At 54.9% G+C, this 21,519-nt stretch carries 23 protein-coding genes; 13 read left to right on the top strand and 10 right to left on the bottom strand.

The genetic code is table 11. The features are described 5' to 3' along the window. Positions 1–28: 28 nt before the first annotated feature. Entirely contained in the window at positions 29–967 is a 939-nt protein-coding gene (locus tag NE851_RS23440) for a phosphotransferase family protein (protein WP_254958105.1), read from the bottom strand. A 145-nt stretch (positions 968–1,112) separates the two neighbouring features. On the opposite strand from NE851_RS23440, the gene NE851_RS23435 reads away from it, so the two are divergent. The 4 genes from NE851_RS23435 (at position 1,113) to NE851_RS23420 (ending at position 4,189) form a co-directional block, all read left to right on the top strand. Continuing rightward, positions 1,113–1,301, top strand: coding sequence for a hypothetical protein (locus NE851_RS23435; RefSeq protein WP_183844959.1), 189 nt, complete (start codon positions 1,113–1,115; stop codon positions 1,299–1,301). Between the two features lie 663 nt (positions 1,302–1,964). Then, the gene (locus tag NE851_RS23430) at positions 1,965–2,978 is read left to right on the top strand and encodes a serine hydrolase domain-containing protein (protein ID WP_183844960.1); all 1,014 of its coding nucleotides are present in this window, start codon (positions 1,965–1,967) and stop codon (positions 2,976–2,978) included. After that, positions 2,905–3,456 carry a GNAT family N-acetyltransferase gene (locus NE851_RS23425; RefSeq protein ID WP_312866632.1) on the top strand — a complete coding sequence of 184 codons (552 nt, stop codon included), beginning with the start codon at positions 2,905–2,907 and terminating at the stop codon, positions 3,454–3,456. Before NE851_RS23430 ends, NE851_RS23425 begins: the two co-directional genes overlap by 74 nt. A gap of 202 nt (positions 3,457–3,658) precedes the next feature. Next, positions 3,659–4,189 (top strand): hypothetical protein, encoded by a 531-nt coding sequence (locus NE851_RS23420; RefSeq protein WP_183844961.1) that lies wholly within the window; start codon positions 3,659–3,661, stop codon positions 4,187–4,189. A 130-nt stretch (positions 4,190–4,319) separates the two neighbouring features. On the opposite strand, the gene NE851_RS23415 is transcribed toward NE851_RS23420, so the two are convergent. From NE851_RS23415 to NE851_RS23405, 3 genes are all read right to left on the bottom strand, one after another. After that, entirely contained in the window at positions 4,320–5,699 is a 1,380-nt protein-coding gene (locus NE851_RS23415) for a transposase (RefSeq protein ID WP_254955500.1), read from the bottom strand. Between the two features lie 295 nt (positions 5,700–5,994). Beyond that, positions 5,995–6,591 carry a hypothetical protein gene (locus NE851_RS23410; protein ID WP_183844962.1) on the bottom strand — a complete coding sequence of 199 codons (597 nt, stop codon included), beginning with the start codon at positions 6,589–6,591 and terminating at the stop codon, positions 5,995–5,997. A gap of 178 nt (positions 6,592–6,769) precedes the next feature. After that, a complete protein-coding gene (locus NE851_RS23405) occupies positions 6,770–7,492 on the bottom strand; it encodes a phosphotransferase (protein WP_183844963.1) in 723 nt (240 codons plus the stop codon). A 581-nt stretch (positions 7,493–8,073) separates the two neighbouring features. Between NE851_RS23405 and NE851_RS23400 the strand changes: the two genes are divergently transcribed. Next, positions 8,074–9,087, top strand: coding sequence for a serine hydrolase domain-containing protein (locus NE851_RS23400; RefSeq protein WP_183844964.1), 1,014 nt, complete (start codon positions 8,074–8,076; stop codon positions 9,085–9,087). 170 nt (positions 9,088–9,257) lie between these two features. Beyond that, the gene (locus tag NE851_RS23395) at positions 9,258–9,602 is read left to right on the top strand and encodes an antibiotic biosynthesis monooxygenase family protein (RefSeq protein ID WP_254958100.1); all 345 of its coding nucleotides are present in this window, start codon (positions 9,258–9,260) and stop codon (positions 9,600–9,602) included. Between the two features lie 111 nt (positions 9,603–9,713). On the opposite strand, the gene NE851_RS23390 is transcribed toward NE851_RS23395, so the two are convergent. Both NE851_RS23390 and NE851_RS23385 read right to left on the bottom strand, forming a co-directional pair. Further along, complete coding sequence (locus tag NE851_RS23390) at positions 9,714–10,007, bottom strand: hypothetical protein (protein ID WP_183844966.1); 294 nt, start codon at positions 10,005–10,007, stop codon at positions 9,714–9,716. Between the two features lie 58 nt (positions 10,008–10,065). Beyond that, positions 10,066–10,506 (bottom strand): hypothetical protein, encoded by a 441-nt coding sequence (locus NE851_RS23385; RefSeq protein WP_183844967.1) that lies wholly within the window; start codon positions 10,504–10,506, stop codon positions 10,066–10,068. A 286-nt stretch (positions 10,507–10,792) separates the two neighbouring features. On the opposite strand from NE851_RS23385, the gene NE851_RS23380 reads away from it, so the two are divergent. The 6 genes from NE851_RS23380 to NE851_RS23360 all read left to right on the top strand — a co-directional run bounded on the left by NE851_RS23380 (position 10,793) and on the right by NE851_RS23360 (position 14,982). Continuing rightward, positions 10,793–11,923 carry an RNA ligase gene (locus NE851_RS23380; RefSeq protein ID WP_183844968.1) on the top strand — a complete coding sequence of 377 codons (1,131 nt, stop codon included), beginning with the start codon at positions 10,793–10,795 and terminating at the stop codon, positions 11,921–11,923. A gap of 143 nt (positions 11,924–12,066) precedes the next feature. After that, positions 12,067–12,255, top strand: a complete 189-nt coding sequence (locus NE851_RS23375) for a hypothetical protein (RefSeq protein ID WP_183844969.1) — start codon at positions 12,067–12,069, stop codon at positions 12,253–12,255. Positions 12,256–12,328: 73 nt separating this feature from the next. Further along, complete coding sequence (locus tag NE851_RS23370) at positions 12,329–13,036, top strand: alpha/beta fold hydrolase (protein ID WP_183844970.1); 708 nt, start codon at positions 12,329–12,331, stop codon at positions 13,034–13,036. A 39-nt stretch (positions 13,037–13,075) separates the two neighbouring features. Continuing rightward, positions 13,076–13,537, top strand: coding sequence for a GNAT family N-acetyltransferase (locus NE851_RS23365; RefSeq protein WP_183844971.1), 462 nt, complete (start codon positions 13,076–13,078; stop codon positions 13,535–13,537). 356 nt (positions 13,538–13,893) lie between these two features. Further along, the gene (locus NE851_RS35380; protein WP_183844972.1) at positions 13,894–14,385 is read left to right on the top strand and encodes a DUF4304 domain-containing protein; all 492 of its coding nucleotides are present in this window, start codon (positions 13,894–13,896) and stop codon (positions 14,383–14,385) included. 102 nt (positions 14,386–14,487) lie between these two features. Further along, positions 14,488–14,982, top strand: coding sequence for a hypothetical protein (locus NE851_RS23360; RefSeq protein ID WP_246712925.1), 495 nt, complete (start codon positions 14,488–14,490; stop codon positions 14,980–14,982). A 111-nt stretch (positions 14,983–15,093) separates the two neighbouring features. Here NE851_RS23360 and NE851_RS23355 read toward each other — a convergent pair whose 3' ends face one another. Next, entirely contained in the window at positions 15,094–15,471 is a 378-nt protein-coding gene (locus NE851_RS23355) for a VOC family protein (protein WP_097631552.1), read from the bottom strand. Positions 15,472–15,508: 37 nt separating this feature from the next. Continuing rightward, on the bottom strand, positions 15,509–15,889 hold the full coding sequence (locus tag NE851_RS23350) for a GNAT family N-acetyltransferase (RefSeq protein WP_254958099.1): 381 nt from the start codon (positions 15,887–15,889) through the stop codon (positions 15,509–15,511). Between the two features lie 223 nt (positions 15,890–16,112). Here NE851_RS23350 and NE851_RS23345 point away from each other — a divergent pair, with 223 nt between their 5' ends. Then, positions 16,113–17,492: a transposase gene (locus tag NE851_RS23345; protein WP_254955500.1), complete on the top strand. Its 1,380-nt coding sequence runs from the start codon at positions 16,113–16,115 to the stop codon at positions 17,490–17,492. A 258-nt stretch (positions 17,493–17,750) separates the two neighbouring features. On the opposite strand, the gene aspS is transcribed toward NE851_RS23345, so the two are convergent. Continuing rightward, on the bottom strand, positions 17,751–19,067 hold the full coding sequence (gene aspS, locus NE851_RS23340; RefSeq protein WP_097631587.1) for an aspartate--tRNA(Asn) ligase: 1,317 nt from the start codon (positions 19,065–19,067) through the stop codon (positions 17,751–17,753). Positions 19,068–19,808: 741 nt separating this feature from the next. Beyond that, positions 19,809–20,681, bottom strand: a complete 873-nt coding sequence (locus NE851_RS23335) for a Rossmann-fold NAD(P)-binding domain-containing protein (RefSeq protein WP_183844975.1) — start codon at positions 20,679–20,681, stop codon at positions 19,809–19,811. Between the last annotated feature and the right edge of the window lie 838 nt (positions 20,682–21,519).

Genomic DNA, 21,519 nt, shown 5'->3' with positions numbered 1-21,519 from the left:
CCAGATTAAGCAACCTCGTTTTCCCGACTTATCGCCAGGCAAATTGAACGGTATCTTTAAACGCCTGCCGAAGCGAAGCCCGCTCTTCCGGGGCGGATGTGCGCTCGTTCCCGTTGAATACCTGACCGTGCTCGGCCATCAGGTCCAAAAGGAAAAGGGACACATAAAGCCTGAAGACTGGGTCGTCCGGCTGCTCAGCATGTCGCAGCCAAGCCGACACGTATTCGGTTGGGCCACCATAGGCCAACAAAACGGCGAGAGTCAGCGCGGCGGGATATCTTGGATCGCCGAAGCACAAATTGTCTACATCGACGATGCCGGAGAAACTTCCATCCTGTGTCACGATGACATTCTTGGTTGTCGTATCATGTAGAAAGGGAATCGGCTCGATCCGGTCTATCTGGTCCCGGTGATCGCTTAACACTGGCCGAACGACGTCAACCATCGACGGATCAAATAAGCAGGCGGACATGATTCTCTGTCGAGAGCGATTGAGACTAGATTCCAACACTTGGGACCAACTGGAGTATGGTGCTTGCTCCGGTTGAATCGCATAGCCATAGCGACCTGCTGAAGCCGTTCTCGCTGTGATAGTTTGTGCGCGAGAGGCGCTAATTGCAATTCGCTCCAGCTGCGCTGTCGTAAGATTTGCGATGACGATGCCAAGGTCCGTTCCAGGCAGCCGCTGCAGGACCAGCCAGGGAACTTCACCATGGGCGTTCTCTGCTAAAATCTCGGGAAGTGGCACACCTTGCGGCCTCAGCAGGCCCGAAAGGTGAACTGCCCCCTCCATTTCCGTTCGAGCCGACTGGTCGCCAATTCGTACGACTACGGGCAGTCGGTTGGCGAACAGTGCCTCGAAGACATAGTGGCTGGTACCCGTTGTAAACCGGCGAATGCCTGATGGCGTTTGGCCGGTTACTTCGGCGGCGATGTCGGCCGCAAGTTGCTCGGTCGGTGCGGTCATGCAGGTCCGTCCGTATCTGACTTCTATGACATCCCAGAATACCCCGGTTCGCGACGACCGCAATGACCGGTATCGGCGCTGCAGCGGATCGCTACTTCCGGCGGCTTGCCTTGAACATGGCCATTCCCATGTCTAGGTTTACCGCATGACCAGACTGCACAAGGCGATAACCACCTTACTGAGCACCATGGGGCTGATCATTGGCGGCTGGTTGGGTTATCAACTAGCGGGGATGCTCGGCGTGCTCATGTTCATGCCTGTCGGCGCTATCGTCGGGCTTTGCGCAGGTCTTATGGGCTGGCGGATAATCTATCTCCTTGGCGTCCTTCCGTAGCCAAGTCCGATACGTCGACGTGGACCGGTCCATTATTGCTCATGGAGTGACGTTGTTGTCGTGCGGCTCGTTGGAGTCCTCATGGGGATCAGGGAGGCGAGACCGAAGGTTTGAAAAGCGTGATCTAATTGTCCAAATCATTAGCAGCACGATCCAAGCCACGACGAGAATTGCTGCCCGGGCTCCGTCTTCAGACGTGAGGGCGCAAAGAGAGCATCCTGTTTTCAAACTGAAAGAACGGCGAGCAGCATTCCCAGGTAGACTCGGATAGGATGGACTTGCGGCACACGGTGCAAAATCATATGGCTTTTTGCATCTCGGAGATGCGGCAATGCGGACCTTCAGAATCGTTGGCGGCATAACATTATCGGCATTAGTCGCAATTGCAGTATTGTTCATTTGGTCGGGATTAGCGGCGAACGATATGATCTCAAAGTGCCATGACAATTCAGCAGGCGAATACATCCCAGAGCTGAATGCGCGAAAAGCTTATTGCGGAGAGTTCGGCGCAAATACAAGTGACCCTCTGCCGCGCGGTTACTAGCAAAGCCCCACTCATACGTGCTTCGGCAGATTACCCAGAGCGTGTGCTCTGGGCTGCGTCATAAATATCCGTTAAATAAATCAACAACGTGTGGGCGCGATGTCGCTTACGGAGAACCCATGACCGGCAACAAACTTTCTTTCGCTGAGAACGACAGGATCGTTCCGGGTGCCGAATGGGACGAGGTGATGCCGGAGGACGCTGGCTGGTCAACAGCGCACCTTGCTAACCTTGCCCAAGATTTGGCGGACGGCCGCTCGACATCCCTCATGATCATCGACGCGGGCCGCATCGTCTTCCAATGGGGTGACGTTGCCTGCAAATCCAGCGTGGCATCCGTGCGGAAGAGCCTGATCAACATCCTGTACGGAATTTACATTGCACAAGGCAGGATAAATCCGAACGATACGTTGGCAGATTTGGAGATCGATGACGTTACGCCTCTGACTGCAATCGAGAAGACCGCGACGGTGCTGGACCTCTTGAAGGCCAAATCAGGTGTCTATCTGCCCTCAGTATACGATACCGACAAAGGACGCCCGCCGAGAGGAAGTCACAAGCCGGGGACCCATTGGTTTTACAACAACTGGGACTTCAATGTCCTTGGAACCATCCTGGAGCGTCAAACGGGACAAACGGTATTCGAGGCGTTCGCATCACGCGTCGCGGGACCTCTTTCGATGCAGGACTTCATGAAGGACGACGGCCATTTTCACTACGGCCCGGAATCTCGGCACCCTGTCTACAAAATCCGCATGTCGACCCGCGACCTTGCCCGTGTCGGACTACTCTATCTTCGAGGCGGGCGCTGGGGCGAAACGCAACTCGTGCCCGAGAAGTGGGTTCAAGAAAGCACTCAACCCCATTCGGAAATCGGGGAAGGAAAGGGATACGGCTATCTCTGGGTAACTGCCGCCGCAAACGCTCCTGGCGACAGCATCAGCACCGATGTGCCCATGTTTTACGCCAGCGGATTCGGCGGGCAGTACATCATCGTCTTGCCCGCGCTCGATATCGTCGTCGTGCATAAATCGGCGCGGGTCGATCACGGCGTGAACCATGCGAGAATGGGGGAGATCATACGCAAAGCGCTCGCGGCCGTGGGGCGATCAGAGCATTTCGGAAATGGATGATGGTGCGGGCATGGTGAACTTGACTAGTAGGAATGTCGAGCTACGCCCCGCGTCTTCCGCAGACGTTGACGCCCGTCTATCTCTGGGGAACCACGCCGAAATCATTGAAATGTTCGGGGTCAGTCGAAGCGACGTGAGGCCTCTGACCAGAGAGGGAGCTAGTCAGTGGCTCCAAAAACTGATCGGAAATCCGACTGCTTGGGTCATTGACGTTCACGGTCGGCTGGTAGGGGAAATACGGCTGGACAACCTTGATCCCCATGACCGCCGCGCGACCATGGCCGTTGGCATTTTCGATCCTCAATTGCTGGGCAAAGGGCTTGGAGGCGAATCCATTCGTCTTGTCCTGGACCATGCCTTCACGCATCTGCGACTGCACCGCATAGGGACAAGAGTGCTTGCGTACAACACTCGCGCGATCCGGGTCTACGAGAAATGCGGCTTTGTTCTGCAAAGAGGGAACGGAGGTTTGATTTGACTGCGTTATGTTCGGGCGTCCCGCGAGAAGCGAAGGAGCGGTTGATGACGAAGCACTCCGTTTTCCCGTCAAGTCGTTCAACAGACAGGGCAAGCGAGCCGCCGTCAGGTGCGACGGCGTAGTCAACGATCAATGTGAACACAGCGACTCCGATCTGTTTTATTCTCTTCTTCCATCAGAACGCTTATGCTACCGAGCTATCATGGATAAAGAGAGTTTCGATATGCTCTTTAATGAGCGCGTGGCTGGCCGCTTAGCTCGGCTTGGCTTCGTCTCGAAGGGCAAGACGCTGTACTTCGAGACGAAGCACTTTACAATTGCGCTCGTCAGGCTGGGTGGCCGGATGAGCGCTTCAGGGGCAATCTCGCATATTCTCTGTTTTCGGCACTCGTTTCTGCGGGATAGGACCGAACAGATTCCACGTAAGTTTCCCACCGAAGTTTTCGATTATCCCTATAAGTTCAAGCCGCTCGAAGATGCCGGTAAGGAATTAGTCTATCGACCTCAAAATCTGAATTATGATTACGAGCGCTTGCATTGGGAGAGCGCTGATGAACGATCAGTCTGTCAAAAGCTTGATCGAATAGCGGATCATATCGAGAATCGCTTTCTTCCGTGGGCTAAGACTTTGACGTCCGCGACCGCCAGGTTAGAACTCATGCAGTTTGGTGAGAAGGCGTGGTGCGAGCAAATGTGGATCGCAGACTACGCTGCACGTTCTGAGGCTGAATGACCGTTATCCGTCGATATCGTTGAAAAACTCGAAGGGGTAGCGGCTCATCTGCCGGTTTCGGCCTTTTGGCGCAGGGCGTTGTCGGTAGATGCCCTGCGCTCGTGCGCGGGGGTATTGGTTTGTGCCGCTCTTATGCGGCGATGACGCCGCACAGCGGCCTTGGTGGTCTGAGTTTCGCCAATCTTCTGAGGTTCTGGGCGGTTGCTGCAAGCAAGAATTCGTCCCGCGCACCACATGGACCTCGCAGCCTCAAACGCGCCATGCGGAGAATTCGTTTGAGGTGAGCGAAGAGCATCTCGACCTTCTTGCGACGATGCCGGGTCTGCTCGTATTCCGGTGTGGCGGCAATCGCTCGGGCGACATCGCGGGCATCTTCGTTGAGATCACGCGGTATTTTGCGCATCGGCATGTTCGGACAGCATCTCTGCTTGAGTTCACAAGCGTCGCAATCTCTCTTTTTTGCCCTATAGAGCCGCGTACCTTCGGCCGTGATCCCCGATCTGGGCGTTGCATAGGTTCGATGGAATTGCTTCAGTTCCTTGCCCGCAGGGCAGATGTAGCGATCATTCTCCGCCTCCCAGGTGAAGTCGGAACGCGAGAAGGTGCCGTCTGTCCGGTTCGATTTGTCGAAGACAGGAATGTGCGGCGCGATCTTCTTTTCCTTGACCAGCCAGGCCAGATTGTCGGCAGAACCATAGGCACTGTCGGCAGCGAGATAGTCCGGCTTCAAGCCGAAGCGGTTCTCGGTCCTGTCGAGCATCGTACGGGATGCTCCCACCTCCGCCTGGCGGATCGCACGCGTCGCCTCCACATCAAGGATGACGCCATGGTCGGTATCGATCAAATAATTGGTGGCATAGGCGAAGAAGGCATGGCCTTTGTGGGCACCGGTCCATTGCGCTGCCGGATCGGATGGGGAGATGAACTTCGGCGTTACGGGAGAGGCAGCACCGAAAGCGGCGTCATCGAGAACCGCCAGATATTCCTGGACCGAGCGGCTGGCGTCGTCTTTGACCTCCCATTCTGAGCCGGGCACCGAGCGCTGCTTGTTGGCGTCCGCCGCGATCAAGCTGGCATCGACCGCAAAGCCTTCAGCACCGACAAGACCCTGTGCCAGACAACGCTCCACCACCGTCTCGAACATATGCCGCAGGATGTCGCTCTGCCGGAACCGGCCATGACGGTTCTTCGAGAAGCTGGAATGATCCGGCACCTTGCCGTCCAGTCCGAGGCGACAAAACCAGCGATAGGCAAGATTGAGGTGAACCTCTTCGCAAAGCCGCCGTTCCGAGCGGATACCCATGCAATAGCCGATGATCAGCATCCGCATCATCAGCTCAGGGTCAATCGAAGGACGACCTGTGCTGCTGTAGAACGGCTTCAACTGTACCCGGACGCTGTCGAGGTCGAGATGGCGGTTAATCCCGCGCAGCAGATGGTCCGCAGGGACGTGATCATCGAGGCAGAAGTCGTAGAAGAGCTGTGCCGGAGCCGCCTGACATCCCATCATTCGCCTAATCCCCTGCAAATCACTCAGAGGATTGAATCACGCGTCTCAAGCACCGGCAATGCCAAGTTTTTCAACGGTATCCGTCAAAGTACGACATAGCGCTGTCGGGTAAATCCTAATTTTCGCGGCAGAACCGGGATCACCGATTTTCCAAGAGCAAGGCTCGCTCGCAAAAGTCGGAGTTTCGCGACAGATGTCTGCGAAAGAAAGTATTCCACATTTAATTTAGGGGCTGGGGCTGCTGTGGGCGCTTTCCAACCAAGGTTGATCTACCGCTATCAGCCTTAAGCAGTCATCACTCATTGGCCACCGAGTAGGCAGCAGCGAGTTCCTTCATCAAGGCTTCAAGGGCTTCGGGGTAAGCTACATCAACACACTGAAGTTTGGCGTCTCGCGCTGCCTCTAACATTTCCCTCTTGTCGCGGATCGAACGCTCCACAAATTTCTCGATGACCAAAGCGGCTGATTGAGTGGCGTCCTTGTAGCCAGCTTCTTCCATCATGCGGGCACGTAAGAAGTCGTCTTCTGCGTACAGAAAGACAGCTCTGACGAGGTTTGGATCGAGTTTCGTCATATATTCTGGCCGTAGTGCTGACCCTTCAAGTATGAAGGGCTTCAAAAGCTGCCTCTGATTTTCGATAATCTGACATATGTACGGCCACATATTCTCGTGATGAACCTTCAAAAACCAATGCACTGTATCGTCGGAGAGACGTGAATAATATTCAGCTACCTGGGGACGGAGCGTCGGCCACGGTCTACCGGGGTGGCGGCCCAATTTGTCGGTGGAAATGAGTTCCCTACCAAGCGAGACAGCCAAGCTCTTTGCCAGTGTGGATTTTCCAACATGCGAACTACCACCAATCAAAATCCCCAAGTGCTGTTGCTGCATTCTCTGACCTCCAAAATCGCGATCAATTGGCAACTAATATTCGCAGTGAATGACCACTCTCGGCTGGTTGCCATAGTGCTGCACGGCCGGTGGCGTTTGCCATGCATTCGCGGAGCCATTTCCAGAAGGAAATCCTCAGATAGAGTGCTGCTAGTGGTTTAAAAGTGCCGGAAACTGGCTAGACCCGCGCTGTCAGTCCGTAGCCGGTGGGTGCCAATCGCTCGGTCACGTTAAGGACGGTCCACATTGCGGCCGATTCCGCCCAGGCGGCCGTTTCGGCATTCCCTTGTGTTTTTCCCGATACCGCCAGCGCCGTCTGTCGAGCGACAGCGTAGGTGGCGATTGCGGCAGCGGAGCACTGCTTCATTCCGTATCCCTTCGCAAACACGAACAGCCGTCGAATTTGTTCGTCGCCCGTATAGTCCGGATTGCCGAGATCGAGCCAGGTGAAGGCCGAGTAACCCAAATCCCAAAGACGAAGACCGGGTGCGATAGTATCGAAATCAATGATGCCCGTGGGCAAGCCGTCAACGAACACGGCGTTGGGTGGTCCCCAGTCATTGTGGCAAATCACTTCGGCCCCACCGCCTTCGTCTCGGACCATACTCGCTGCCGCATCGTGAAAACGTCGCAACAGTGCTGCGGCGGCCGAGAGTTGTTCATCATCGAAGTGGTCCAAATCCAAGGGAACACTTCCGGGGAGGAAGCTAAGAACTTCCCGGTTACGCTCGTCAATCCCCAGGAAGCGGGGCACCCCGGAAAATTGCTGCTGTTCGAGATGGAGGAGCAGGGTATGTACGTGCGACCGATCCGTCGTGATCGGTCTTCTGATGGTATCGCCAAGTTGGACCACACCCGCTGTGATCCGCCCACCGGTCATTGGTATCTCTTTGTCATTCATGGGAAACCCGGATTTGTTTATCTCGGGAATGATCGCGGCTACCCAAGACAGATGTTCGGTGTGCCTCTCGGCGGAGCGCGTCGTCAAACCGGAGCGGCCCCCAACATATGGCGATTACTTAAAATCCAGGCCCCAGCGGGCGGAGACGATAACGCCTAAAAGCACTGCTCATCCAATCGATCAAAGTTGAGACTGACAATGTCAGCCCTCTGCGCGTTGGGGTTTACCGGAACACAATTATGGCGCTGCCCAGAGCAGCCACCCTAAAAGCGATATGTCCGCGATCAAGGCGATCAGGAGACCCCAAACGATTAGCGCTCGTCGTCTTGCTGTTTTCTTCGATACAACTTGGAAAGCCGTTTTATGCGCATTTTCAGCACGACGACTCAAGTTTCCTGGCTCCAAATACCTTTTGGGACCAACATAACCGACTATGCCGCCGAGTATCATAACGAGAAAGAGAATCAGATATGAAAGCATCGGGACCATCGTTGTCGATGAGAAATTCCTTGCTGGCGTAGAGATAGCATCGGTTGGTCCTCAACGCCACCAAGGCCCGCCTAAAGTGCTTCGGAGGAACCATGACTTCGAACGACGTCCTATTGGCTGCGAAAAATCACGTTATTCCCGACAACGAATGGCACCAGTTGCCAGCGGCAAGTCAAGGCTGGTCATCGGAAGGTCTTGCCGCTCTCGCCCTTGAGCTAGCGAACGGGCGCTCGACGGCATTCATGATCGTCCAGTCAGGGCACCTGGTTTTCCAATGGGGCGATATCGCTATCAAATCGAGCATCGCATCTGTGCGAAAGAGCCTGATCAACGTCCTCTACGGAGTTTACGTTGCCGAGGGCAGGATCGACCCCAGTGCGACGCTCGCTGAGCTGGACATTGATGATAATGAGCCTTTGACACCAGCCGAGCGAAAAGCAACGGTCATGGACCTCCTGATGGCGCGGTCAGGCATCTATCTACCGTCGGTCTACAATACCGAGGCCGGTCGGCCGCCGCGAGGCAGCTATCCGCCCGGGTCCCATTGGTTCTACAATAACTGGGACTTCAATGTCCTCGGCACGATAGTCGAGCGCACGACAGGTCAAAACGTATTCGACGGACTTGTGTCGCGGCTCGTCATTCCACTTGGCATGCAGGATTGCGAGCCAGGCGATGGATGGTTTCAGCATGGTCCGGAGTCGTCGCACCCAGTATATAAAATTCGCATGTCGGCCCGTGATCTTGCTCGGGTTGGTCTGCTTTATCTGCGTCAGGGACGTTGGGGAACCAAACAGCTCGTACCTGAAAGCTGGGTTCGCGACAGCACGCTGCCGCATTCCCAGGTCGGAGCCGGGCATGGTTACGGTTACCTGTGGTGGGCTACGGCGGCGAACGCTTCCGGTGACAGCATGGCCACTCACGCATCCATGTTTTACGCCAGCGGATGGGGAGGGCAGTATGTCATCGTGTTACCTAAGCTTGATCTCGTCGTAGTGCACAGATCAGCGCCGTCATCAAAGGTTGGCAATGGCGTAAGCCATGTTCGAATGGGGGAAATTCTAAGGCTCGCCCTCGCGGCTTGCCCAAACCGCGACAGCGTTTAGTTCCCACTCGTGAAAGCCACGACCTTATTGGAAGTAGCTCCGAAGCTATGCCTGGAATACCTTTCATCGACAGGACCTTGAGACTATCCGCTCCCCGATGCACGACGTAGGGGATTGACGTCAAGACGCGTGGTGCAATGGTCCGGGTGCATCAGCAACGAGAGGTTGGAATGTCTATCGCTACATTACCTGCACCACCCTATTACGTCGTCTGCTTCTCATCGCAACGAACTGAGGTCGATGACGGCTATGGGGACGTCGGCGCTGCGATGGTGGAATTGGCAAAGCAACAGCCCGGCTTTCTGGGTTTCGAAAGCGTCCGCCGTGCTGACGGTTTCGGCATCATCAATTCTTATTGGAAGGACGAGGAAAGCATCCGGGCATGGAAAGCGGTTCTCGATCACGTCGAGGCGCAACGTCGGGGCAAGACAGACTGGTATACGCGTTATGAAATCCGCGTTGCGCTGGTTCAAAGAGCCTATGGATTCGACGTGGACGTGGTCAATCGGCAATGATCTTTGCCCACTATATCCAGGCCTGGCGTCAAGCCTCAAGTTCAAGCGTCGCCATTCTCCGACTGCAATGCGAGACGAGTGGCTCAGCGGTCTCCGCTATTCGTCCTCCAGCTAGATGTTCTGCCCTTTCGACGACTGAGCTTTTAAGGTCTTGATGAAATCAGCGACTAGATCGATTGAAGTCGCCTCGACAGCTAGCCTGTCCAAATGGTTCGCAATTTCCTCGCATTCGTTTTGAGAGAGGGAACGGAGAGTCGATCTGACTACGTTGTACTCGGGGGTTCCGCGAGAAGCGAAGGAGCGGTTGATGACGAAGCACTCCGTTTTTCCGTCAAGTCGTTCAACAGACAGGGCAAGCGAGCCACCGTCAGGTGCGACGGCGTAGTCAACGATCAATGTGAACACGGCGACTCCGATATGTTCTAGTCTCTTCTTCCATCAGAACGCATACCTTGGGGAGCGACTATCGCCGAGATTTTTGGGTCCATTCTGCAATTTTGGTCGCTGCTTCCGCCGGGGACAAATCCGTAACATCAAGCCGCAGCAGGTTGGTCTCGTCGATGCCTGCAAGGACTTTACCCTGGGCGTGGTTTCTCCTTGCCATTTCAGCATCGCGTGGCTTCCTTTTCGCAGCTCGCCCGGCTGTCTCGATGCGGCGGATGTTCTCTTCAAGATCGCAGTGGATGTGCACGACCAACAACGGCCCACGCTCATCACCAAGGCGCACAATCCGTTTCCATTCGGCCTCTCCCCAATCGCTGGTTCCGACAAGCACCCTCGTCAATACGACCGGAATTTCGGACGGGAGTTTCAAAATTAGGTCGTGTGCGACGCTTTCGATTTTCTCAACCGCTTCGATGAACTCTGGCGACTTGAACTCTGTCGTAAGCGGGGCCCCAATCACACCTTATGGCAGCCTAGATAATGCCGCGAGAATAAATTCTTTGAGCATGATTGATCGAGCCGTTATCTCGAATCGGTTTCACGCTTCGACGCGGGGATCGCGAACGCCAGCAGCGAAATCATTGGCAAAGGGCTGTGCTGGGTCCGAACCCAATAGGCGTTGCATCCATCAGAGCGGGCAATCAAATCTATTAGTAAATCGCGTTTGACGGCGTGGAACGGCTGAACAATTGATAAATTTAGCCAAAATTAATTCTGAAGGCGATAAAAGAGGATGCTGTGAAAAGATGAACGACCCGATACACCCTGCACGCCAAATCCCGTTTCCCGACCTTATCGCTGGCTTGAAGCGAGCCCAAGGGCTTGGCCATGTCCATCGCCGTCCGAACGCAACCAATACTTTGCAGCTCTACATCTATACGCCCCGGTGCGTATATGAGGATGGTTGGGATCAGTTTTCGCTGATCGCTCGCGGTCTCATTGTGGACGAGGGCGCTGGTCGGGTCGTTGCCACGCCGTTTCCGAAGTTTTTCAATGTCGGCGAGCGGCATGGCGAAGTACCCGATCTGCCGTTTGAGGCGTTCGAAAAGCTCGATGGTAGTCTGATAATCGTGTTCAATGATGCTGGCCGTTGGCACGCAGCCACCAAAGGCGCGTTCGACTCCGAACAGGCCCTATGGGCTCAAGCACGCTTGGATGCCCACGATCTCTCCGGTCTGTCGCCGGATACGACATATCTGTTCGAGGCGGTATATCCGGAAAACAGAATTGTCGTGCGATATGCGGAGCCTGCCATGGTGATGTTGGCGGCCTACCACGCTTCAGGTCTTGAAGTAACCTACGACGAGGTTCGAACGACCAGCCAAGCGTTGGGATGGCGTGCGGCCGAACGCCATGAGTTCGGGAATATGGCGGACATGATGCTCCATACTGCAACGCTCCCACGCGACAACGAGGGATTTGTGGTTAGATTCACAAATGGTTTGCGCTTCAAACTCAAAGGCTCCGAATACCGTCGTATCCATGCGTTGATCTCACGCTGCACGCCATTGGCAATGTGGGAAGCAATGGCCGCTGGGGACGACATGGCCGCGATTCGTCGTGATTTGCCGGAAGAGTTTTGGAGCGATTTTGACAACATCGTACTCCTCCTGACGAAGGAATACGCGGCGATGGAAAGGAGGGTTGCTGAACTGGCAGCATCTGTCGCCCATCTTTCCGATAAAGAGTTGGGATTGTCGCTCAATTCACTGCCTGCTGACGTGGGTCCTTACGTTTTTGGCTTGCGAAAAGCAGGTGCAATCGTAGGCAAGTCCCGAGACGCGTTGATGCGTTCCATCAGACCCACTGGCAATGTGTTGCCAGGTTACCAGCCGTCATATGCCATGGGGCGTGTGATTGATGAGGCAACATCGTAGATTTGCAGCTTACAGTAGCTCTGGCGTGAATGCGGGATTGGAAAAGGCCTCGGCTGAGAGGCTCCTTCGGCTGTGACATTGAGGCAATATGCGTTAAATAGCGGCATCAACCGTTCTGCCTCGAACAACACGGAGCGGAAACAATGAGCAAATTGACCAGAGCGGAAGTGTTTCAGCGTTTTGAAGCCGCGCTTGCTATATTGGGCGAAGAAGATTGCGAGGACGCGCAGGCTGATCTGAGGATGAAGAACTTGAGGAATTTAGTTAAGTGGGCAAGCCAAGATTCAGCGGTCAATCTCCACGACGTTGCTAATGATGTGTTGGCTAACTGAACCGCAATGGGGTGAACCGGATTGAGCGAAAACCTAGCTTTAACCTGAGATTTTAGTGAGTACGAGGTTGCACGTGGATTCTGGTGGAAAGCTCGGATTGCTTCTCTTGCATGCGCTTCCGCTTGATGGCTCGATGTGGGATCGCCAGATCAATTTGTTGCCTGGGTCCACTTATGCACCGACGCTCTATTCCTTAGGCGACAGTGTTGAGGAGTGGGCCGCCTCGGCTTTGAACCAAGTCAACGAGGAACGCATTGTCGTCGTTGGCTGCTCGGTCGGTGGTTCTTGCGCGTTGGAGGTCGCCGCGATTGCCTCCGATAGGGTTGCGGCGCTGGTTCTCATCGGGACGAAGGCGAGGCACCGACCTGATCCGATCCTTCATATGTCCGTTCTGGAAACGATGCAGACGGAAGGACAAGAAAAGGCTTGGGACGCATTTTGGGCACCGCTGTTTTCAAAGGCTGCAGCTGGCTCGGTGGTAGATGCGGCGAGGCTGACCTTCCTCCGCCAGTCTCCTGGCGATGTGGCGAGAGGGGTTATCGCATTTCATAGCCGTCCGTCCCGCGATGAAATCCTTTCAACGTTTTCCGGACAAGTTGCGGTGATTACCGGCGCGGAAGATACCGCCCCTGGTCCTAAAGTGAGCGCAGCTCAAGCGAACTCTGCGCGGCGAGGGAGGCTGTATGTCATCCCGGCGTGCGGGCATTACGTGCCGCTAGAGCAACCCGAACATCTGAATTCAATTCTGCGCGACGTGATAGCGGCCCAGTCACGCCCTTGAGCAGGCGGAATCCGCTCAAACACAAGTGGGAGGTGGAGAATGATGGTTCAGATCAGCCTAGCACAGGATGATGATGTAGCACCCTGGCTGCGGCTGGCTGAAGACGTTGTCCCGTTGTTTGGCCCTATGCCGGATTTTGATGCTGTTCTCGTCCGGAAGATCGCCCAGCAGCGGGCTTTCAGCGCAAGAACAGACATAGGGAGCGCAGGATTCATAGGAGGAGTTCTGATAGGTGGCAGCGACTTGAAACACGCGATCCGCTGGCTTGCGGTCTCTTCGGAGTTTCGAAGGTTTGGCGTCGGTAAGATGCTTGTCGAGGCTGCCCTTTCCAGCATCCCATCTGACTCCACCGTTCATGTCGATACCTTTGTCGCAGGTAGTCCAGGAGCGGAAGCAACAAAGCGACTCTATGAGGGATGCGGCTTCATTCCATTGGAAGTCTGGAGAGAGGGTGAGGTGGTTCGCCAACGGTATATTCGACCACCGCTAAAGCGGCCGTAGTACCTATGACCGCCAATGGCGCGAAGCTACCGCCCCGTCGTAGCGGCGTCCTCCGACAATATGCAGCTGGCGGCAAACGCCACGACCTTTAAACTCCGAAAGAGAAATGCCAATAGTTCCTTTGGCATGCTGGCCGCCGTAAAATTCGTTCAGCGACCATAGGGCGTTTCACGAAAAAGACGAGTTACCGACGATGGAAGCATCGAGGCAGCATTCGATCCCGAGCGACATTGCGATGAACGCTCTTAAGGGCTCAGCAGTGCCAATTATAGCCAGGATTGCCCACCTACGGTAAGCACTGCTAAGAACGGCGATTGCCTGGGTCAGTGAATCGCAACTGTCGCCTGAAATTATTGATGCGCTCTTATAGTGCTTTTTCGGTAGGGGCTGCGTTACCTATCGGCTTGAAAGGTGTCGAAATGGCCTCTCGCCAGGAAATCAACGCGGCTATCAAGTCGAATGTCCTTTCAAAATTGAGAAATCAGGGATTCAGCGGGTCGTTTCCTCATCTCCGCAGAATTGGTGATGAGGTGGTCGATCTGGTCACATTTCAGTTTGATCGACACGGAGGAGCATTGACGATTGAGATAGCAAAATGTTCGCTTTCAGGTTTCGACGGTCCGCTCGGACATACACCGGCAAAAAATGCCACGGCTCACCATAGACACCCAATCTACAGAAAGCGGCTCGGGGATCACTCGCGTTCACCCGGGGGCAGCGATAACTGGTTTAGCTATGCTGACCGGGACGCGGCTTCCGTTGCCGACGCTATCCTCACCCGTTTGTCGGATGATAGCATTTGGAACGACGTTTCTCCCGACGGATCGGAAACGCCATATCGGAAATAGGTTACGGACCCAGTGCGCCTCAGCTTTTTTGCTCTAATTCTCCCATTGATTTCGATTGTCGCATTACCTTGCGCTGCACAAGAAGATCGGAGGTCTTTCGCCTTGCTCGACCGTCTTCCAGGCGAAGACCCTTCGTGTGATTTCGTAAACCGTTCCTATGAGCGCACATTTGGAGGGAATTTCTCGGCACGCACCTATGGCGTTCAACCGATGGGCGATTACGAATTAATCGAAACCGGAATCTTTATTGGCGATTTAGCTTATGATCGACAGGGGCTGGGTAGGTGGCATTTGCGGCACCGTGGACTCCGGAAGACTGTCGATGGAATAGGGGCTGTTTTCCGGCATTGCTCGAACGCTTCCGACAGCCTCTATGGCGCATTGCCGGTGAAGGTTTTTCAGGTTGACTGGGCAAGAAACGGATATAACGCCAAATCGGAAGTCGTGATTGCCACAGCAACTGCGAAGTTCGTCAAAATCACAAGTCATTTTGTCGGAAGATCACCTTCTGGCTTCCCCGTAATGATGGGATTAATTGAGACGAAAGGAGATCGGATCAAAGCGCCCTCTGACGCAATCGATCTCCGGTACGAATAGGTCGCGCGAGAAGCCCTGGCTACAGACTGAGGGCGATTGGCGTCGGTGAATTCCGCACATCGATTCTTGAATCGATACGAGCCTGTCTGTGCGGCCGCACCTGGGTATGCGTCAGTTCGGATGACGGCTGGTCACTCTGACATAATAGCCGTCGGGATCGATAAGGCGAAAGTCACGCAGCCCCCAAGGCTGTAGAGCAAGATCGGAGACCGGCCAGCCGCTCTCTTTTGCCGCGCGATAGGCACCCTCGACGTCAGCGACCTTCAAGACGATCTCGACGCCAAGGCCAACCCTATCGCCGATTTCGATCCGTAATGGATGATCGCTCGAAAGAACGCTTCGCGAGTTGATCGCGATCACCGCGTCACCGTTTTTCAACATCGTGTATTCGGCGCTTGCCGAGCCCTGAACTTCAAAGCCCAGGACGCGCTGATAGAAATCGAGCGATTTCCCAGGCGTTTCGACAAATAGCTCCAAACTCAGTTGCAACTGGTGCCTCCCTTTTTCTTCCGGAATGGCGTAAGACTCACAGTGATCGTTCGAAAAGAAGCTCACTGTCCTTTTCGCCGACGTGCTCCCAACCAGCCGCGCGATAAAATCTCTCGGCTCGGGTGTTTGGATCGGTGGTGAGCCAAGCGCGTCCGATGCCTGCAGACCTGAGGCAGGCACAGGCTTCGGCCAGCAGAATGGAGCCGATCCCTTTTCTTTCAAATCCTGGAGCCACAAAAAGCGCCCAAATGTTTCCGTTGCGTGGGTCGGACGCAGAAAAGCCGACGACATCGCCGTTCTCTTCCCAAACGGCCACTCCCGGATTGGCTACATACCAATCGTAATCATCATCGGTAACCTTTGTGAGGTCGCCCAACATGTTTTCGAGGACCGACGAACGGACAGCTTTCAGCGCCAAGAGGTCACTCGGAACCGCTTTTCGGAGCATGCAATGATCTCTCGATATCTTGCGAAGGCTTGCACAATGCCTCTTTGTGGCCATCGGTTCAATGACCGCTTTCTGGCCCGGAACGGACGCGATCCCATGACTGCTTTCTGCCGATACCGTTGAAAAACTTGGCATTGCCGGTGCTTGAGACGCGTGATTCAATCCTCTGAGTGATTTGCAGGGGATTAGGCGAATGATGGGATGTCAGGCGGCTCCGGCACAGCTCTTCTACGACTTCTGCCTCGATGATCACGTCCCTGCGGACCATCTGCTGCGCGGGATTAACCGCCATCTCGACCTCGACAGCGTCCGGGTACAGTTGAAGCCGTTCTACAGCAGCACAGGTCGTCCTTCGATTGACCCTGAGCTGATGATGCGGATGCTGATCATCGGCTATTGCATGGGTATCCGCTCGGAACGGCGGCTTTGCGAAGAGGTTCACCTCAATCTTGCCTATCGCTGGTTTTGTCGCCTCGGACTGGACGGCAAGGTGCCGGATCATTCCAGCTTCTCGAAGAACCGTCATGGCCGGTTCCGGCAGAGCGACATCCTGCGGCATATGTTCGAGACGGTGGTGGAGCGTTGTCTGGCACAGGGTCTTGTCGGTGCTGAAGGCTTTGCGGTCGATGCCAGCTTGATCGCGGCGGACGCCAACAAGCAGCGCTCGGTGCCCGGCTCAGAATGGGAGGTCAAAGACGACGCCAGCCGCTCGGTCCAGGAATATCTGGCGGTTCTCGATGACGCCGCTTTCGGTGCTGCCTCTCCCGTAACGCCGAAGTTCATCTCCCCATCCGATCCGGCAGCGCAATGGACCGGTGCCCACAAAGGCCATGCCTTCTTCGCCTATGCCACCAATTATTTGATCGATACCGACCATGGCGTCATCCTTGATGTGGAGGCGACGCGTGCGATCCGCCAGGCGGAGGTGGGAGCATCCCGTACGATGCTCGACAGGACCGAGAACCGCTTCGGCTTGAAGCCGGACTATCTCGCTGCCGACAGTGCCTATGGTTCTGCCGACAATCTGGCCTGGCTGGTCAAGGAAAAGAAGATCGCGCCGCACATTCCTGTCTTCGACAAATCGAACCGGACAGACGGCACCTTCTCGCGTTCCGACTTCACCTGGGAGGCGGAGAATGATCGCTACATCTGCCCTGCGGGCAAGGAACTGAAGCAATTCCATCGAACCTATGCAACGCCCAGATCGGGGATCACGGCCGAAGGTACGCGGCTCTATAGGGCAAAAAAGAGAGATTGCGACGCTTGTGAACTCAAGCAGAGATGCTGTCCGAACATGCCGATGCGCAAAATACCGCGTGATCTCAACGAAGATGCCCGCGATGTCGCCCGAGCGATTGCCGCCACACCGGAATACGAGCAGACCCGGCATCGTCGCAAGAAGGTCGAGATGCTCTTCGCTCACCTCAAACGAATTCTCCGCATGGCGCGTTTGAGGCTGCGAGGTCCATGTGGTGCGCGGGACGAATTCTTGCTTGCAGCAACCGCCCAGAACCTCAGAAGATTGGCGAAACTCAGACCACCAAGGCCGCTGTGCGGCGTCATCGCCGCATAAGAGCGGCACAAACCAATACCCCCGCGCACGAGCGCAGGGCATCTACCGACAACGCCCTGCGCCAAAAGGCCGAAACCGGCAGATGAGCCGCTACCCCTTCGAGTTTTTCAACGATATCTGCCCAAACCGGTCATCGCGTATTGGCGCGTTCCCGCCGAGGAAATGCTCGACGGGAATATTTGCTGCAAGCGAGGGCTATGCAGAAACGAGAGGCGATAAGCAGATATTTCACGCTTATGAATGCCCCGTGATCAAGGATCAGGGACGTAGCCGTTTTGGGGTACGGCTGAGTAGAGTTACTTCTCTGATGCTGTCAGTCTTAAATAGCCGCATCAGTACGCGGGCCAGCCCTACACCCATTCCGCCATGTGGCGGGCATCCATAACGAAAAAACTCTAAGTAGTCTGAGAGTGCATCAAGTTTGTAGCCACGCTCAGATGCTTGAGCTACCAGGCGGTCGTACCGATGTTCTCGTTGAGCACCAGTTGTGATCTCCATTCCTCGCCACAATAAATCGAAACCTTTCGTAAGATGAGGCTCGTCATCTCGACACATATGGTAAAATGCACGCCCTTGGGCAGGATAGTCGGTGATGAAAAGAAACTCATGGCCCGTTTTTGCCGTCATCCATTCGGAGAGTATGCGTTCTCCCTCAGCGTCGAGATCGTGGGACTTTTGTAGGTTATGGCCTAGCATGGCGAGGGTCTGACGCGCCTCTTCAAAGGTGATTTTCGGGAACGGAAGTTTCGGCGGTGATATTTCGATGTCGAACAGCTCCTTGATGGCCGTGCCGTGACCTTTGGCTACAGCACTTACGGAATGCGCCAACCACCGCTCCTCCAAGTCCATTAAGTCATAGTGGTCATCGATCCACGCAACCTCCATGTCGATTGAGGTGAATTCAGTCTCATGACGAGAGGTGAAGGACGGTTCCGCACGGAATGCGGGACCAATTTCGAATACCCGTTCCATGCCTCCAGCAATCGCCATCTGCTTATAGAATTGAGGTGATTGGGCGAGAAAAGCTGTGGTGCCGAAATACTTTACGGCGAAAACCTCCGATCCGGATTCACTGAACGTGCCCATGAGCTTCGGTGAATGAAGCTCTCGGAAACCGTTCTCGCCCCAGAACGAACGCATCGCTTCTTCAAGGGCCGTCTGGACAGAGAAAACGAGTTGCTGTCTTGGATATCTCAGACTGACCTGCCTATGGTCAATCCACTTGTCGAGGCTCGACTCTTCGTCGATTGGCGAGCGAGCGTCAGCGAGCCCGCAGACGTCGGCGGTTTCAAGGCTAACCTCCAGGCCGCCAAGTTTCACGCCGGGAGCCGAGGTTACCAGACCAGTGATGGCAACCGCGCTTTCCGAAGTGAGAGCATCGAGAACAGCGGTGAGCGGGAGATTGTCTTTGCTGTGTGTAAGCTGAACTTTTCCTGTGTGATCTCGGAGGACAATGAAGCGCATTCGCTTTTGATCGCGGATTGCCTCTGCAAAGCCGCAGAGCCTGACACGTTGGCCTACGAGCATAGGCAGCTGTGCAATTACAGATCGTTTTAAGGGTGATTTTTCAAGCATGACTATCTCCTGAAACGGAAACCGGATCAGGAGAAGCCAAACCACAAGCCCTTCCGAAACCGGCAGGGCTGTGGTGATCAATGAGCTACGCTAGAACGCGCACACAATGTCCACGACCCCGAAGGGGCCGTCATTATTGATCGTGTTCTTCGACAACGTGCTCATACGGTCATCTGGACACAGGACACTACGAAAGTAAACCCACAAAAATCATGAGGGTGTTTGGTACCAGATGACCGGTTTTGGCACTTGGTGAACTGCGTCACATGAGTGCTGGCGGTGCAGCTCGGTCATCATTGCTCATGGCGCACCAGAACAGTTTTGAATCCGATTAGATATCGGTGCTCCTCGCGAGCTTGCATCTGCTCCAGCGTTTCGATGGCTGGAAAACCTATCCTCTTGGATAGATGTAGAACCAAGCCTTGCCCCAAAGAAAGCCCCACATGTGCGCCGAAGCTTTTGGGCTCATCATTCACTAAGACCAGATCGAACGGCTTCGGGTCCTAGAGACCGCCGTATGTGCCGTGTCATCCCAAAGGTCGTTGGAGCGAAAGTTCGGCAGCTCGAAACCGAAGTGCCTCAAAATCGAGTATGCGTATTGCTGACAGTTCGCTCCACCTTCTACGCCGCGAACTCCATGAGCGCCAGGAAAATGCCCTCCGTTATATCGTACCCCCCAAAACTGAGGAGGAATTTCGATTGGGGATTGGTTGAGGTTTTTGGTCATGCCAGGCCCCATGGTCAGGACGTAGCCCACTCCATCAGTGCATTCTGGGCGTGAAGCAGGAATGCTTTTGCGGGACGGCTTTGACATGCAGTGTGCGACATTGCGTCGGCCGTCATTTCTTGCCCCCTCGCGACCGGCGGACACGGCAGAAAGATCACGTCGCGCTTCCCCTTATCGAGGAGCGCTGCCGTCACCTGATATTCTGCTAACTCGCGTTCCTCGGTATCTTTCGGCCACGAGTCCGTGATGATGACATCCGCTTCAAGGACATGCCGGATATCCCGGCTGGTTTCGAAATTCGGGTTTAGCAGGTTGGGGTCGGCAACGTGCCAGCGCTCGGGATACACTTGGACGACACGGATGGGCATGGACTTCGACGCCTCGACCCATGAACGGAACATGTTGGCATCTGGAGCTATCCCGACAACTTTAAGACCTTCTAGTGATCCCCTGACGCTCTTGATGTAAGCAAGATCGCCAAGCGTTTCGCACGGGTGATTGGCCGTTGTCCGGGCATTAATAACGGGCGCATCCGTGAAGGATGCAAGTTCCCACAAGGTAGAGAGTTCCTTAGTCCTGATGACGAGAAGATCAAACCAATTGTCGAGGTAGCCCGCAAGGTCGGCGGTGGTCTCGCGGACATTGAAGCTGATCGCCGGTTGCACGCAGACGCCTCCCATAGCCTTCACGCCGAGGTCGAAGGCAGCAGTATTCCGCCATCCAGTGTCATCGACGATAACACCGACCCGTTTGCCTTTCAGCGATTGCGGCATGGCGCGGTCCGCCCAATGCTTCCCAAGCTGACCAGCTCGGTCGATGATCGCGGTGATGACTTCCAGCGGCAATGAGTGAAACTCAAGGAAATCTCTATTCTGCTTAAAATCCATGTGCTTCCAATTCCAAGTTCGGTGCGATCAGAGCGGCTAATCGGCGAATACCCATACGGAACCTTCGAACCGTTCAATCGATTCGGCAATGGTTGGTTTCCCGGCTCCCGATGCGCCGGTTAGAATTACGAGTGGCATGATTTTTCCTCAATCGCAGCCAGCAAAAAGGCATCCGCAAGGCGGTGCTGGCTAAACGTACCCAGGTGCGATGCACCTGCTTCGAACCCCTTCAACAAGGGAAATGCCGCTAGGCTCCAAGAAGGCCGTGGCGATGTTGAGGATGATCGTCTTCATAACGACAGAAAATATAGTACAACTAGGATTGGTGCAATGGCTATCGTTGCTACTCGCAGAAACTGGTTTGTTGGCGCAGTGCAGCGGCGGGGATGTGCGGAAGGGAAGGCGGATGTCGCGGGTGGAAGCAATGATCGGCATGTTTTGTGCAATGGTGATATGTCTAATCTGCGCCACCATGGCTTGTTACGCGGTGTTTTCAATCCTCATCCGGCTGCCTGTTTCCAATCCCTTCGTATGGTGGACCCTCGACAGCTACACGGGGTTTGCCACAGTGTTTGGTTCTGTCTTCCTACTTACGTTTGTCGTCTTGATCAGCCTATACCGTCTTGCTTTACGACGAGCACGATAGCCTCATCGAGTATGATGGGTTTGGAACCCTTCATTGCATGACGCTTTCCTAGCATCGTTGCTGCAATGCCCTGCCTAAAAGGGACATGCGATCAAACTCAATGATCAACCTCGACGCACCGGATCATTGCGTCGACTGCCAGTTCGTACTGGCTGCGTTCGAACTCAAATGGCCCAAAGCACGCGTAGTCCC

Origin of the sequence: Rhizobium anhuiense bv. trifolii (assembly GCF_024346605.1) — a bacterium.
GTDB lineage: Bacteria > Pseudomonadota > Alphaproteobacteria > Rhizobiales > Rhizobiaceae > Rhizobium > Rhizobium anhuiense.
This window is presented reverse-complemented; position numbering and strand designations above follow the sequence as displayed.

Excerpts from the sequence above, each read along its gene's own strand:
- NE851_RS23440 (WP_254958105.1), bottom strand. The coding sequence starts at position 967 with ATGACCGCACCGACCGAGCAACTTGCGGCCGACATCGCCGCCGAAGTA.
- NE851_RS23435 (WP_183844959.1), top strand. The coding sequence starts at position 1,113 with ATGACCAGACTGCACAAGGCGATAACCACCTTACTGAGCACCATGGGG.
- NE851_RS23430 (WP_183844960.1), top strand. The coding sequence starts at position 1,965 with ATGACCGGCAACAAACTTTCTTTCGCTGAGAACGACAGGATCGTTCCG.
- NE851_RS23425 (WP_312866632.1), top strand. The coding sequence starts at position 2,905 with ATGCGAGAATGGGGGAGATCATACGCAAAGCGCTCGCGGCCGTGGGGC.
- NE851_RS23420 (WP_183844961.1), top strand. The coding sequence starts at position 3,659 with ATGGATAAAGAGAGTTTCGATATGCTCTTTAATGAGCGCGTGGCTGGC.
- NE851_RS23415 (WP_254955500.1), bottom strand. The coding sequence starts at position 5,699 with ATGATGGGATGTCAGGCGGCTCCGGCACAGCTCTTCTACGACTTCTGC.
- NE851_RS23410 (WP_183844962.1), bottom strand. The coding sequence starts at position 6,591 with ATGCAGCAACAGCACTTGGGGATTTTGATTGGTGGTAGTTCGCATGTT.
- NE851_RS23405 (WP_183844963.1), bottom strand. The coding sequence starts at position 7,492 with ATGAATGACAAAGAGATACCAATGACCGGTGGGCGGATCACAGCGGGT.
- NE851_RS23400 (WP_183844964.1), top strand. The coding sequence starts at position 8,074 with ATGACTTCGAACGACGTCCTATTGGCTGCGAAAAATCACGTTATTCCC.
- NE851_RS23395 (WP_254958100.1), top strand. The coding sequence starts at position 9,258 with ATGTCTATCGCTACATTACCTGCACCACCCTATTACGTCGTCTGCTTC.
- NE851_RS23380 (WP_183844968.1), top strand. The coding sequence starts at position 10,793 with ATGAACGACCCGATACACCCTGCACGCCAAATCCCGTTTCCCGACCTT.
- NE851_RS23375 (WP_183844969.1), top strand. The coding sequence starts at position 12,067 with ATGAGCAAATTGACCAGAGCGGAAGTGTTTCAGCGTTTTGAAGCCGCG.
- NE851_RS23365 (WP_183844971.1), top strand. The coding sequence starts at position 13,076 with ATGATGGTTCAGATCAGCCTAGCACAGGATGATGATGTAGCACCCTGG.
- NE851_RS35380 (WP_183844972.1), top strand. The coding sequence starts at position 13,894 with ATGCGCTCTTATAGTGCTTTTTCGGTAGGGGCTGCGTTACCTATCGGC.
- NE851_RS23345 (WP_254955500.1), top strand. The coding sequence starts at position 16,113 with ATGATGGGATGTCAGGCGGCTCCGGCACAGCTCTTCTACGACTTCTGC.
- aspS (WP_097631587.1), bottom strand. The coding sequence starts at position 19,067 with ATGCTTGAAAAATCACCCTTAAAACGATCTGTAATTGCACAGCTGCCT.
- NE851_RS23335 (WP_183844975.1), bottom strand. The coding sequence starts at position 20,681 with ATGGATTTTAAGCAGAATAGAGATTTCCTTGAGTTTCACTCATTGCCG.